The following is a 13,922-nucleotide window of genomic DNA, read 5'->3' on the forward strand; positions in this document are numbered from 1 at the left end:
GCTTTTTCATTTCTGGCGAGCGTCAGGCCTCGGCACCTTCGAACCAGGCCAGCTTTTCACGCAACTGCACCACCTCGCCGACGATCAGCAGAGTCGGCGCCTGGACTTCCTGCGCGGCGATCAGCTCCGGCAGTTCGGCCAGCGTGCCGGTGAACACCCGCTGGGTGCGCGTCGTGCCCTGCTGCACCAGTGCGGCGGGCGTGTGCGCAGCGCGGCCATGCGCGATCAGTTCGCGGCAGATCATCGGTAAGCCGACCAGCCCCATATAGAACACCAGCGTCTGCGCCGGCGCCGCCAGTTCCGTCCACGGCAGATCGCAGGTGCCGTCCTTGAGATGGCCGGTGACGAAGCGCACCGATTGCGCATGGTCGCGATGGGTCAGCGGAATCCCCGCGTAGGCGGCGCAACCGCTGGCCGCCGTGATGCCCGGGACCACCTGGAACGGCACGCCGTTGGCGGCCAGTTCTTCGATCTCCTCGCCGCCACGACCGAAGATGAACGGATCACCGCCCTTCAGACGCAGCACGCGCTTGCCCTGCCTGGCCAGCTCGACGAGCTTCTGGTTGATTTGGTCCTGCGGCACCGCATGCTCGGAGCGCTGCTTGCCGACGTAGATGCGGTCGGCGTCGCGCCGGCACAGGTCGACGATCGCCGGCGCCACCAGGCGGTCGTAAAGCACTACGTCGGCCTGCTGCATCAGCCGCAGCGCACGAAAGGTCAGCAGATCGGGATCGCCCGGACCGGCGCCGACCAGGTAGACCTCGCCCAGTGCCCGCGGCGCGGCACCGGCGAGTTTCTCCGCCAGCAGGCGCTCGGCCTCGGCGGTACGACCCGCCAGTGCCTGTTCGGCGATGGGCCCCTGGAACGCCTCCTCCCAGAACACCCGGCGCTGTTGGACGTCGGAAAACCGTGCCTTGACCTGGGCACGAAACTGCTTGGCCAGCCCGGCGAGCTGACCATAGGCCGCCGGAATCCAGGTTTCGATACGCGCGCGGATCAATCGGGCCAGCACCGGGGCATCGCCACCGCTGGAGACTGCGATCACCAGCGGCGAGCGATCGACGATGGCCGGAAAGATCACGCTGCACAACTCGGGCGAATCCACCACGTTAACCGGTACGCCCAGCACGCGGGCATCCTGCGAGACGCGTGCATTGAGCGGCTGGTCGTCCGTGGCGGCAATCGCCAGCACGCAGCCGGCAAGGTCGCCGTCGGCATAGCCGCGCGGCGCGATCGTGCCGCCCTGCTGCTCCACCAGCGCGACCAGCTGCGGATCGAGCTGTGGCGCAACCACCCGTAGAACCGCGCCGGCCTCGGACAGCAGCCGCGCCTTGCGCAAGGCGATATCGCCACCGCCGACGACCAGAACCAGACGGCCCTGGAGATTGTGGAACAGAGGAAGGTAATCCATGCGGCTCGATCCCGATTTCAGCTCAGTAGATAGGGGCATCTGAGCCGATCGGCATCGGCCTGCCCCTGTCGAAAATCAAGGATGGGCCATTTGCCGCAACGCCACGCGTGGGTGGCGCGGCGTCCGCACCCATCTGTGCGAGGCTTAGCCGATGAGCTCGATACCGCCCATGTACGGCTTGAGCACATCCGGCACGCGGATGCTGCCGTCGGCCTGCTGGTAGTTTTCCAGCACCGCGACCAGCGTACGCCCCACGGCGAGGCCAGAGCCATTGAGGGTGTGCACCAGCTCCGGCTTGCCGGTCTCCGGGTTGCGATAGCGCGCCTGCATGCGCCGGGCCTGGAAGTCGCCGCAGTTGGAGCACGAGGAAATCTCGCGGTATTTGTCCTGGCTCGGTACCCAAACCTCGAGATCGTAGGTCTTGGTCGCGCCGAAGCCCATGTCGCCGGTGCATAGCGCCAGTACGCGGTACGGCAGGCCCAGCAGCTGCAGGACCTTCTCGGCGTTGGCAGTCAGGCTCTCCAGCGCCTCGAAGGATTTCGACGGCTCGACGATCTGCACCATCTCGACCTTGTCGAACTGGTGCTGGCGGATCATGCCGCGGGTGTCGCGTCCGGAAGCACCGGCCTCGCTGCGAAAGCACGGCGTGTGCGCGACGAGCTTCAGTGGCAGCTCTTTGGCATCGAGAATCTCGCCGGCGACGATATTGGTCAGCGAGACCTCGGCGGTCGGGATCAGGTAGAAATCGGCCTCGCCTTCGCGGCTGATCTTGAACAGGTCTTCCTCGAACTTCGGCAACTGGCCGGTGCCTTGCAGCGCCGGAGCCTGCACGAGATAAGGCGTGTAGGCCTCTTCGTAGCCGTGTTCACGGGTGTGCAGGTCAATCATGAACTGCGCCAGCGCGCGGTGCAGGCGAGCGATCGGCCCGCGCATGAGGGCGAAACGGGCCCCGGAGAGCTTGGCGGCGGTCTCGAAGTCCAGCCAGCCATGCTGCTCGCCGAGCGCGACATGATCCTGCACGGGGAAGTCGAAGGTCGCCGGCGTACCCCAGCGACGTACCTCGACGTTCCCCTCTTCATCCTCGCCGACCGGTACCGACTCGTGCGGCAGGTTGGGAATGCTGAGCATCAGCTGATCCAACTCGCCCTGGATGCGGTCCAGCTCCTGCTTGCCGGATTCGAGTTCCGAGCCCATGCGATCCACGTCGGCGAGCAGCGGCGCGATGTCTTCGCCGCGCTGCTTGGCCTGGCCGATGGATTTGGAGCGCGCATTGCGCTCGGCCTGCAGTTGCTCGGTGCGGGTCTGCACCACCTTGCGCTGGGCTTCCAGCGCCTCGATGCGCGCCACGTCCAGCTGGTAGCCGCGGGTGGCCAGGCGGGCCGCCACGTCCTGTAGCTGTGTGCGTACCAGTTTCGAATCAAGCATGGTGGGTCTCGTCTGTGAAAGCTTGGATGAAAGGCGAAGAGGGAACGGAGTTTACTTGAAGCCGCGCGGGTTCATAACCTTGCCAGCGCCAGCCCGGCCCAGGCTGCCAGCAGGCCGCCGAGTACGCTGCACGCGAGATAGCCGAAGGCGATTGCGATCTGCCCGCTCTCCAGCAGTCGCAAGGCATCCAGCGAGAAGCTGGAGAAGGTCGTCAGCGCACCGAGAAAACCGATGATCAGCGCCCCCCGCAGCTCCGGCGAAATCTCCGGACGCAGCAGAAAGGTCGCGTAGAGATAGCCGATCAGCAGGCACCCGATGAGATTGACCGCCAGCGTGGCCAGATAGAACTGTCGCGGCCACTGGGTGCTGACCCAGGTGGAGATGGCAAAGCGCAGCAGCGTGCCGATCACGCCGCCACAGGTGACGGCCAGAACCATGCGGATCATGGTTTTCTCCGTTGCTGCGGGCTTTCGCGGTCGAGCCGCGCCAGGTGTTCGAGCTTGTCGCGAATCTTGCTTTCCAGCCCGCGCGGAACCGGATGGTAATAGCGGCGCGGCTCCATCGCCTCGGGGAAGTAATCCTCGCCCGCGGTATAGGCGTCCGGCTCGTCGTGGGCGTAGCGGTACTCGTTGCCGTACCCCAGATCCTTCATCAATCGGGTCGGGGCGTTACGCAGGTGCAGCGGCACCTCCTGCGAGCCGTTCTCGGCAGCATCACGCATGGCGGCCTTGAACGCGGTGTAGACGGCGTTGCTCTTGGGCGCGCAGGCGAGATAGACGATCGCCTGCGCCACCGCCAGCTCGCCCTCCGGGCTGCCCAGGCGCTCCTGCACGTCCCAGGCGTTCAGGCACAGTGGCAGCGCCCGCGGATCGGCGTTACCGATTTCCTCGCTGGCCATGCGCACAACGCGGCGGGCGATGTACAGCGGATCGCAGCCGCCATCGAGCATGCGCGCGAACCAATAGAGCGCGGCGTCCGGGTTGGACCCGCGCACCGATTTGTGCAACGCCGAGATCTGGTCGTAGAACGCCTCGCCGCCCTTGTCGAAGCGCCGGCGACTATCGCCGAGCAGATCCCGTAGCAGGTCGGGCCCGATCGAACCGCCCTCCTCGGCCAGATCCGAGGCATTCTCCAGCAGGTTGAGCAGGCGGCGGCCATCGCCATCGGCAGCCGCCAGCAGCATCTGGAAGCTCTCTTCCGGCAGCTCGAGACGCAGATCGCCAAGCCCCTTTGGCTCGTTCAGCGCCCGCCCGACCAGCTTGCGCAGCGCGGCTTCGTCGAGGCTCTTGAGCACATAGACGCGCGCCCGCGAGAGCAGTGCGTTGTTCAGCTCGAAGGAAGGATTCTCGGTGGTGGCACCGATGAAAATCAGCGTACCGTCTTCCACGTAGGGCAGGAACGCATCCTGCTGCGATTTGTTGAAGCGATGCACCTCGTCGACGAACAGGATCGTGCGCCGGCCGTACTGCGCTGCCTGCTGCTTGGCGATCTCTACGGCCTGGCGAATCTCCTTGACCCCGGCCAGCACCGCCGAAACCGTCTCGAAATGCGCGTCGGAAACCTTGGCCAACAGCCGGGCCAGCGTGGTCTTGCCGACTCCCGGCGGCCCCCAGAACACCATCGAGTGCAAGGCGCCCTGCTCCAGCGCCTCACGCAGCGGCTTGCCGCGCGCGAGCAGATGCTCCTGCCCGACGTACTCGTCGAGGCTGGCCGGGCGCAACCGCGCGGCGAGCGGCTGGGCAACGGGTTCGCGGCTGAACAGGTCCATCGCGGACGGCTACCTCTGCTGGCACGGCCCGGAACATTCGGGCCTCGGGGAACGACCGGTCACTCGGAAATGACGTCGGCGCCTTCGGGAATCTCGAAGGTGAACAGATCGGCCTTCAGCGGCTGGTTCATCTTCACGCCCATGAACAGGATGTTGGTGCGCTGGCCGACACTGTCGATCAGCTGCATGTCGTTGATCACTCCGCCGCGGAACGACAGGCGCAGGTTGTCGAACAGCGTGTCCTTGGCCTTGGGCTTGAGCGTGAAGTCGACGACATCGCCCGCCTCCTTGTGGGAGACCTCGAAGTTCTCGCTGATGGTCGATACGTCGCCCGACAGCAGCAGCGCCGGCGTATGGGTCAGGCGCTGGTCGAGCTTCTGGATGGTGACCTGCTCCAGGTCCGGGTCATACAGCCAGACCTTTTCGCCGTTGGAGACCAGCAGCTGCTCCATCGGCGCGTCGGTATGCCAGCGAAACTGTCCGGGGCGCTTGAGCGCCAGCTCGCCGGAGGTTTCCTGCAGTTGGGTGCCGCTACCATCGAGTGACAGCTGGGAGAAGCGCCCGGTCAGAGTCTCGGCCTGGCTGAGCAGCCCGGTGAGTCGCTTGGTCGATGCAGCCTGGTCGGCATGCGCTGGGGCCAGCGCGACCAGCAGGACGGATGCACACAGCAAACGGATCAATTGCATGAAGCCCTCGAAGCGAGTCAATCGCGCATAGGTGGCGGCGCGATGACTTCGCGCGAGCCATTGGTGTTCATGGAAGTCACCACGCCGGCCATTTCCATGGCCTCGATCATTCGCGCGGCGCGGTTGTAACCGATCTTCAATTTGCGCTGCACGGCGGAAATCGACGCGCGGCGGCTTTCGGTAACGAAGCGCACGGCCTCGTCGTACAGCGGGTCCTCCTCGCTGCCTTCGCCACCGCCCTCGCCTGCTCCGCCGTCGAAGCCACTGCCGGATTCTTCCACGCCAACGAGGATTTCTTCGATGTAATCCGGTGCGCCACGGGCCTTCCAGGCTTCGACCACACGGTGCACTTCGTCGTCGGAGACGAAGGCGCCATGCACGCGGATCGGCAGGCCGGTGCCCGGCGGCAGGTAGAGCATGTCGCCGTGGCCGAGCAGTTGTTCGGCGCCGCCCTGGTCGAGAATGGTGCGCGAGTCGATCTTGCTCGAGACCTGAAACGCCATGCGGGTCGGAATGTTCGCCTTGATCAGGCCGGTGATCACGTCGACCGACGGCCGCTGGGTGGCGAGGATCAGGTGGATGCCCGCCGCACGCGCCTTCTGGGCGATACGCGCGATCAGCTCTTCGACCTTCTTGCCGACGATCATCATCATGTCGGCGAATTCGTCGACGACCACGACGATGGTCGGCAGCGCCTTCAGCAGCGGCGGCTGGTCGTCCATGCTCTCGCGGCGGAACAGCGGATCGGTCAGCGGTGTACCCGCTTCCTCGGCTTCCTTGATCTTGCGATTGAAGCCGGCCAGGTTACGCACACCCATCGCCGCCATCAGCTTGTAGCGCCGCTCCATCTCGGCGACGCTCCAGCGCAACGCATTGGCGGCCTCCTTCATGTCGGTGACCACCGGGCAGAGCAAGTGCGGGATACCCTCGTAGATCGACAGCTCGAGCATCTTCGGATCGATCATGATCAGCCGCGCCTCCTCGGGCGTGGACTTGAACAGGATCGACAGGATCATCGCGTTGACCCCTACCGACTTACCGGAGCCAGTAGTACCGGCCACCAGCAGGTGCGGCATCTTTGCCAGATCGGCGATCACCGGCTTACCGCCGATATCGTGGCCGAGCGCCAGCGTGACGGGCGACTTGGCGTCGTCATACGGCGCCGACGACAGCACCTCGGAGAAGCGCACGATCTGGCGGTCCTCGTTGGGAATCTCGATGCCGACGGTGGTCTTGCCGGGAATCACTTCCACCACCCGCACGCTGATCACCGCCAGCGAGCGCGCCAGGTCCTTGGCCAGGTTGGAGATACGACTGACCTTGACGCCCGCCGCCGGCTGAATTTCGAAGCGAGTGATCACCGGCCCCGGATGCACGGACTCGACGACCACCTCGACGCCGAATTCCTTGAGCTTGATCTCCAGCAGCCGCGACATCGCTTCAAGGGATTCCGGCGAGTACTGCTTCTGCTGCTTCTCGGCCGCGTCGAGCAGCGAGATCGGCGGCAAACTGCCTTCGACCAGTGGATCGACGAACAGCGTGGCCTGCTTTTCCTTGAGCACGCGCTTGCTCGGCTCGGAGGCTTTCGGCGGCGGTGGCGGTGCAATCACCGGCGCGACGCGCTTGTCGCGCTCGCTCATGTGCCGAGCCAGCGCCTCGTCACGCTCGATGATGCGTTCCTTGACCTTGGCCTGCTCGCGGCGGTCGCGAACCATCGGCGCGGCCACTTCGCTCACCACGTCGTCGACCTCGCGCAACTGCGCGACCAGCTGCTTGCGTTCGGCGCGGGCGTTCCACCAGCGGCTGAAGAAGCTCTGGATCAGTTCGATGAGATCCAGCGTGATCTTGCCGGTCAGGTCCATGACCTTGAACCACGACAGATCGGTAAAGACGGTCAGACCGAACAGGAACAACGCCAGCAGAGCGAGCGTGCTGCCCTGCACGTTCAGCGAGAGAACCGCGAACTGCCCCAGACTTTCGCCCAGCGCGCCCCCGGATGAGGCCGGCAGCCCTTCGGCTGACTGGAAATGAATATAGGCCAACGCGGAGCCGGAAAGGATCAGAATTACCAGGCCGATCAACCGCCAGGAAAACAGCCAGCCATTCCACCGCCAGGCCTCATGGCGCGCGCGGAACACCTGCCAGGTTTTCACTCCCAGCAACAACGGGAACACATAGGCGAAGTAGCCCAGCACCATGAACAGCACATCGGCGAACCACGCACCGGCTCGGCCGGCGGCGTTCTGCACCTGCTGAACATTGCTGGTGTGGGTCCAGCCCGGATCGGACGGATCGTAGGTGAGCAACGCCATCCAGAGGTAGGCACACAGGGCACCCAGGGCGATCAGTGCGCCCTCCTTCAGGCGGTAATGCAACTGCTGGCGCCAGACGACTGCTGGCGCAGTAGAGGAGGAATTCTTCAAAACGCTGTATTTCCTGCGCCTGCGGCGCCTCGATGAACCGTAGTCAGCCAGAACCTCGGCATTGTACGGGTTTGTCGGTTCGATCGCATGCCGGTTCCGCGTCGGCTTGGGCTTTTGGCGATGCTTCGGTGTAGCATAAACGCCGGTTTTCGCAGCGCGGCTCGACTGGAGCACGCTTCTCTATTCGCAACAAAGGCTTATGAGGGCTTTTTATGGGTGAAGTCAAGCATTCGCGTCTGATCATTCTCGGCTCGGGCCCTGCCGGATATACCGCCGCGGTGTACGCCGCGCGCGCCAACCTGAAGCCGCTGATGATCACCGGCATCCAGCCCGGCGGCCAGCTGACGACCACCACCGAAGTCGACAACTGGCCCGGTGATGTCGAGGGCCTCACCGGGCCGGACCTGATGGTTCGTATGCAGAAGCACGCCGAGCGCTTCGACACCGAGGTCGTCTTCGATCACATCCATACCGCACAGTTGCAGCAACGTCCGTTCACGCTCAAGGGTGACAGCGGCACCTATACCTGCGATGCGCTGATCATCGCCACGGGCGCTTCCGCGCAGTATCTCGGCCTTCCCTCCGAAGAAGCCTTCTCCGGGCGCGGCGTATCCGCTTGCGCGACCTGCGACGGCTTCTTCTATCGCAATCAGGTGGTCGCCGTGATCGGCGGTGGTAATACCGCCGTCGAAGAGGCGTTGTACCTGTCGAATATCGCCAAGGAAGTCCACCTGATCCACCGCCGGGATAAGCTGCGCTCGGAGAAGATCCTGCAGGACAAGATCATGGAGAAGGCCGCCAACGGCAATATCCGCCTGCACTGGAACCATACCCTCGAGGAAGTTCTGGGCGATGCCAGCGGCGTCACTGGCGTACGCCTGAAGAACACGCTGTCCAGTGAGGAATCAACGCTCGATCTGACTGGCGTGTTCATCGCCATCGGCCACAAGCCCAACACCGATCTGTTCCAGGGACAGCTCGACATGAAGGACGGCTACCTGAAGATCAAGGGCGGCGGTGACGGTGACGCCACCTGCACCAGCATTCCCGGCGTGTTCGCCGCCGGCGACGTGGCCGATCATGTCTACCGCCAGGCGATCACTTCTGCCGGCGCTGGCTGCATGGCCGCGCTGGACGCCGAAAAATACCTCGACAATTGACCCTTCGGCGGGGCTTTCGCCCCGCCCTCTCCCCCTATGCTGACTTGGCTGCAACGCGATTCACTCGCCTTCCCCCCACTGGAAAAGGCGCTGCGTGAACCCAACGGCTTGCTGGCGGCCGGCGGCGATCTGAGCCCGCAACGCCTGCTCGCCGCGTATCGTCACGGCTGCTTTCCCTGGTATCAACAGGGTCAGCCGCTGCTGTGGTGGTCTCCCGACCCGCGAACCGTGCTTTATCCGCACGAACTGCATATTTCGCGGAGCCTGCGCAAGCGCATGCGCCAGGGCACCTATCGCGTCACCTTCGACCGGGCGTTTCGCGCGGTGATCGAAAACTGCGCCGCGCCGCGCAGCTACGCCGACGGCACCTGGATCACCCGCGAGATGCAACTCGCCTATTGCGAACTCCATGACATGGGCGTTGCACACTCCGTGGAGGTCTGGCGCAACGACGAACTGGTCGGCGGGCTCTATGGATTGGCCCTTGGTCGCCTGTTCTTCGGTGAGTCCATGTTCAGCCGCGCCACGGACGCCTCGAAAGTGGGCTTCGCGACCCTGGTCGAGCATTTGCGCGACTGGGGTTTCGAACTGATCGATTGCCAGATGCCAACACAGCATCTGGCCAGTTTCGGTGCCAGAGCAATACCGCGCGCGACGTTTGCGCAGGCGCTCGCGACATATATCGATCAGCCCAGCCAAGCCGACTGGAGCGCCTAGTCGGCCATGACAAGCTGACCTACACTGATCGCAAGATTTGCGAGAGTTGACCATGACTTCCCTGGCCCGCCTCAAGTTCTATGCGACCCAGCCGCACCCCTGCAGTTACCTGCCCGACGAGCAGGCAACCACGCTGTTTCTCGACCCCAGCCAGCCCATGGATGTGCAGGTCTACGCAGAACTCTCGGAGATGGGCTTTCGGCGCAGCGGCGATCACCTGTATCGCCCTCACTGCCAGCGCTGCTCGGCCTGTATTCCGGCACGCATTCCGGCCACAGGCATCAATCTGAGCCGTCAGCAGAGGCGCATCCTCAAGCGAAACGCCGACCTGCAGGTCAGGCCCGTCAAGCCGGCGTTCACCGAAGAGTATTACGCGCTTTACGCCAGCTATATCGAGAAACGCCACGCCGACGGCGACATGTACCCCCCGAGCCGCGATCAGTTCAACACGTTTCTCGTTCGCGACCTGTCGTTCTGCCGCTTCTATGAGTTTCGTCTCGATGGCCTCCTGAAGGCCCTGGCAGTCACCGACGTGCTGCCTAACGGCCTGTCGGCGGTGTACACGTTCTACGATGCCTCGGACGAACGGCGCAGCCTCGGCCGCTATGCCATCCTCTGGCAGATCGGCGAAGCGGCTCGCCTCGGGCTGAAAGCGGTCTATCTGGGCTACTGGATCAAGAACTGCCGCAAGATGAATTACAAGACCGAGTACCGCCCCATCGAGCTGCTGGTCAACCAGCGCTGGGTGACGCTCAGCTGAAGCCCTTGGCTCATCCTGCCATTTCGGGCACAATGCTTGCCGCTTTTGCCTGGGCGTGCTTGCACCGGGCTCTTCTTGATATATCGAGGACTTTACTGAATGTCGAAAGAAGACAGCTTCGAAATGGAAGGTACTGTCGTCGACACCCTACCTAACACCATGTTTCGCGTGGAGTTGGAAAATGGGCACGTCGTTACTGCGCACATCTCCGGAAAGATGCGCAAGAACTACATCCGGATTCTTACCGGTGACAAGGTTCGCGTGGAGCTGACCCCCTACGATCTGAGCAAGGGGCGCATCACCTACCGCGCTCGCTAAGCGAGTCGCGAGAAAAACGCCCGGTCTTTCCGGGCTTTTTTGTATCTGCAGATCAATCGGTAATCCGAAAAGCAAAACGCCCGGCCGAAGCCAGGCGCTCGCCAAGGTTATCGATCAAGCCAGCTCGACAGTCGTCTCGAAGTCGAAAAACAGCTCGCCGTCACGCATATCGACATGCACGATGCCGCCGTGCTCGGCCAACTCCCCGAACAGAATCTCCTCCGCCAGCGGGCGCTTGATCTTGTCCTGAATCAGCCTAGCCATCGGACGCGCGCCCATACGCGCATCGTAACCGTGCTCAGCCAACCAGCCCCGCGCAGCGTCGGTAACCTCGAGCGTCACGTGTTTGTCCTCAAGTTGCGCCTGCAGCTCGATGAGGAACTTGTCAACGATGCTCTTGATGACGTCATGGCTCAGCCGACCGAACTGGATAATGGTATCCAGGCGGTTGCGGAATTCTGGCGTGAAGCTCTTCTTGATGACCTCCATCGCATCCGAAGCATGATCCTGCAGGGTAAAGCCGATGGAGGCTCGTGCAGCGGTTTCCGCTCCCGCATTGGTGGTCATGATGATGATCACATTGCGGAAATCAGCCTTGCGCCCGTTGTTGTCGGTCAGCGTGCCGTGGTCCATGACCTGCAGCAGCAGATTGAAGACCTCGGGATGCGCCTTCTCGATCTCGTCGAGCAACAGCACGCAGTGCGGCTGCTTGGTAATGGCCTCGGTCAGCAAACCACCTTGGTCGAAACCGACATACCCCGGAGGCGCACCAATCAGACGCGACACCGTATGCCGCTCCATATACTCAGACATATCGAATCGAATCAGTTCGATCCCCAACGCCCGAGCCAACTGCCTGGCTGCCTCGGTCTTGCCGACACCTGTCGGGCCGGCGAAAAGGAACGAACCAACCGGCTTGTCAGGCGCCTTCAACCCTGCACGTGAAAGCTTGATCGCGGTTGCGAGCGAATCGATCGCATCATCCTGACCGAACACCGTGAGCTTCAGATCACGCTCCAGGTTGCGCAGCAGCTCTTTGTCGGAACTGCTCACATGCTTCGGAGGAATGCGCGCAATCTTGGCAACGATGTCCTCGATCTGCGGGACATCGATCAGCTTCACCCGGCGCTCCTCGGGCTGCAGACGCTGGAACGCACCGGCCTCGTCGACGACATCGATCGCCTTGTCGGGCATATGACGATCATTGATGTAACGCGAAGCCAGCTCGGCCGCGGCCCGAAGCGCCTCGTCGCTGTATTCGATGTGGTGATGCTGCTCAAAACGCCCCTTCAGGCCGCGCAGGATGCCCACGGTATCTTCCACCGAGGGCTCCGACACATCGACTTTCTGGAAGCGTCGGGCCAGCGCGCGATCCTTCTCGAAGATCCCGCGAAACTCCTGGAACGTCGTCGAGCCAATGCAACGAATCTCACCGGAGGAAAGCAGCGGCTTGAGCAGATTGGACGCATCCATCACACCGCCCGATGCCGCTCCGGCGCCAATAATGGTGTGGATTTCGTCGATGAAAAGAATGGCCTGCGGCCGCTTGCGCAGTTCGTGCAGCAATGCCTTGAAGCGCTTCTCGAAATCACCGCGATACTTCGTGCCCGCCAGCAGCGCACCGAGATCGAGTGAGTACACGACGCTGTCGCTCAACAGGTCCGGAACCTGATTGTCGACGATTCGCTTGGCAAGCCCCTCGGCAATGGCGGTTTTACCGACGCCGGCCTCACCTACCAGCAGCGGATTGTTCTTGCGACGACGCGCGAGAATCTGCGCGACGCGCTCGACCTCATGCTCGCGCCCTACCAAAGGATCTATCCGCCCCTGGCGCGCTAGCTCATTGAGATTGCTGGCATAGGCATCCAGCGGATTGCTCGTGGCGGCCGAATCGCTCCCCTCGTCATCCTGCATCTCGGCATCGTTCTCAGGATTCCCCGCGTTGCCGGGAACCTTGGAGATTCCGTGCGCGATGTAATTGACCACATCGATGCGGGCCACATTCTGCTGTTTGAGGAGGAATACCGCCTGACTTTCCTGCTCGCTGAAGATGGCCACCAGCACGTTGGCACCGGTGACTTCGCGCTTGCCGGAACTTTGAACATGAAAAACTGCACGCTGCAGAACACGCTGGAACCCAAGCGTAGGCTGCGTCTCCCGCTCCTCATCGTGCGGAGGAATCAGGGGCGTAGTGGAGTCAATGAATTCCTGCAGATCACGCCGCAACTTGTCCAGACTGGCACCGCACGCACGCAATACCGTTGCGGCTGCTTCGTTGTCCAGCAAAGCCAACAGGAGGTGTTCGACCGTCATGAATTCATGACGCTTGGCGCGGGCCTCTTTGAAAGCCAGATTCAGAGTGACTTCGAGCTCACGGTTCAACATAGCTTCACCTCTTCCCCAGCAATCGGAGTTAACCGTCCTTCTCGATCTCACAAAGCAGCGGGTGCTGGCATTCCCTTGCATATTGATTGACTTGCAGCGCTTTGGTTTCAGCCACATCTCGTGTGTACGTACCACACACCGCGCGGCCCTCCGTGTGCACCGCCAACATGATCCGCGTCGCCACTTCCCGATTGTGATTGAAGATGCCTTCCAGCACCTCGACGACAAAATCCATTGGCGTGTAGTCGTCATTGAACATGACCACCTTATACATCGGTGGTGCCTTCAATTCCGGCTTGGCTTCCTGCACGGCCAAGCCGGAAGCATCGTCCTCTTCTCGGTCGGAATCCTGATTGAATGTTAGTCGAATCTGAGCAAATGCACGCATGCGGATACGGTTCTGGTCGTGGCGCCGAGGCCAGGTAAATGAACGGGCTAACAGCCAGCTGACGAGTCGCCTTGACTATCGGCAAAACGATGATACAAACAGTAAGTGCCTATATCGGGCAAATGGGTTGCGCGCAATGAAGGCCCAAGGCTGCAAGCGCGGAATGAAATGGATGTTACTCCACTAGTGGACTCCTTTGCAGAGGGACAACAGCATGCTAAGCGGTAAGGTCAAGTGGTTCAACAACGCCAAAGGTTACGGTTTCATCGTAGCAGACGGCGGTGATGAGGACCTGTTCGCCCACTACTCCGCCATCCAAATGGAAGGCTATCGGACACTCAAAGCTGGGCAAGCAGTCATGTTCAATATCCTGCAGGGTCCGAAGGGCCTTCACGCAACAGATATCCGGCCTCAGCAGGTGTCGGCGGATGTCGCAGCTCCGACAATTCAGGCCGCCACTCCGGTAGACGCCTGAGCGCCA

The 13,922-nt window shown here is 62.6% G+C and carries 13 protein-coding genes; 5 read left to right on the forward strand and 8 right to left on the reverse strand.

Annotated elements, in window-relative coordinates:
* Positions 1-22: 22 nt before the first annotated feature.
* The 6 genes from cysG to ftsK all read right to left on the reverse strand — a co-directional run bounded on the left by cysG (position 23) and on the right by ftsK (position 7,764).
* Complete coding sequence (cysG, locus tag AC0ZJQ_RS11070; protein WP_237263453.1) at positions 23-1,411, reverse strand: siroheme synthase CysG; 1,389 nt, start codon at positions 1,409-1,411, stop codon at positions 23-25.
* Positions 1,412-1,555: 144 nt separating this feature from the next.
* Positions 1,556-2,836: a serine--tRNA ligase gene (gene serS / locus AC0ZJQ_RS11075; RefSeq protein WP_213663163.1), complete on the reverse strand. Its 1,281-nt coding sequence runs from the start codon at positions 2,834-2,836 to the stop codon at positions 1,556-1,558.
* 71 nt (positions 2,837-2,907) lie between these two features.
* On the reverse strand, positions 2,908-3,282 hold the full coding sequence (crcB, locus tag AC0ZJQ_RS11080; RefSeq protein ID WP_008570802.1) for a fluoride efflux transporter CrcB: 375 nt from the start codon (positions 3,280-3,282) through the stop codon (positions 2,908-2,910).
* Entirely contained in the window at positions 3,279-4,604 is a 1,326-nt protein-coding gene (locus AC0ZJQ_RS11085; RefSeq protein WP_476476666.1) for a replication-associated recombination protein A, read from the reverse strand. Before AC0ZJQ_RS11085 ends, crcB begins: the two co-directional genes overlap by 4 nt.
* 59 nt (positions 4,605-4,663) lie before the next feature.
* Entirely contained in the window at positions 4,664-5,290 is a 627-nt protein-coding gene (lolA, locus tag AC0ZJQ_RS11090; RefSeq protein WP_008570800.1) for an outer membrane lipoprotein periplasmic chaperone LolA, read from the reverse strand.
* A 17-nt stretch (positions 5,291-5,307) separates the two neighbouring features.
* Entirely contained in the window at positions 5,308-7,764 is a 2,457-nt protein-coding gene (ftsK, locus tag AC0ZJQ_RS11095) for a DNA translocase FtsK (protein WP_178091732.1), read from the reverse strand.
* Between the two features lie 161 nt (positions 7,765-7,925).
* Here ftsK and trxB point away from each other — a divergent pair, with 161 nt between their 5' ends.
* The 4 genes from trxB (at position 7,926) to infA (ending at position 10,668) form a co-directional block, all read left to right on the forward strand.
* Positions 7,926-8,873, forward strand: a complete 948-nt coding sequence (trxB, locus tag AC0ZJQ_RS11100) for a thioredoxin-disulfide reductase (RefSeq protein ID WP_237263450.1) — start codon at positions 7,926-7,928, stop codon at positions 8,871-8,873.
* Between the two features lie 36 nt (positions 8,874-8,909).
* Positions 8,910-9,590, forward strand: coding sequence for a leucyl/phenylalanyl-tRNA--protein transferase (gene aat, locus AC0ZJQ_RS11105; protein ID WP_155551717.1), 681 nt, complete (start codon positions 8,910-8,912; stop codon positions 9,588-9,590).
* 52 nt (positions 9,591-9,642) lie between these two features.
* A complete protein-coding gene (locus tag AC0ZJQ_RS11110; protein ID WP_102828642.1) occupies positions 9,643-10,350 on the forward strand; it encodes an arginyltransferase in 708 nt (235 codons plus the stop codon).
* 99 nt (positions 10,351-10,449) lie between these two features.
* On the forward strand, positions 10,450-10,668 hold the full coding sequence (infA, locus tag AC0ZJQ_RS11115; protein ID WP_002553999.1) for a translation initiation factor IF-1: 219 nt from the start codon (positions 10,450-10,452) through the stop codon (positions 10,666-10,668).
* A 114-nt stretch (positions 10,669-10,782) separates the two neighbouring features.
* On the opposite strand, the gene clpA is transcribed toward infA, so the two are convergent.
* Both clpA and clpS read right to left on the reverse strand, forming a co-directional pair.
* On the reverse strand, positions 10,783-13,053 hold the full coding sequence (clpA, locus tag AC0ZJQ_RS11120; protein WP_237263449.1) for an ATP-dependent Clp protease ATP-binding subunit ClpA: 2,271 nt from the start codon (positions 13,051-13,053) through the stop codon (positions 10,783-10,785).
* Positions 13,054-13,081: 28 nt separating this feature from the next.
* Entirely contained in the window at positions 13,082-13,441 is a 360-nt protein-coding gene (gene clpS / locus AC0ZJQ_RS11125) for an ATP-dependent Clp protease adapter ClpS (RefSeq protein WP_008570790.1), read from the reverse strand.
* 214 nt (positions 13,442-13,655) lie between these two features.
* On the opposite strand from clpS, the gene cspD reads away from it, so the two are divergent.
* Positions 13,656-13,916 carry a cold shock domain-containing protein CspD gene (cspD, locus tag AC0ZJQ_RS11130; RefSeq protein WP_008570789.1) on the forward strand — a complete coding sequence of 87 codons (261 nt, stop codon included), beginning with the start codon at positions 13,656-13,658 and terminating at the stop codon, positions 13,914-13,916.
* Positions 13,917-13,922 lie beyond the last annotated feature (6 nt).

The organism is Stutzerimonas sp. 21-1, assembly GCF_056336065.1.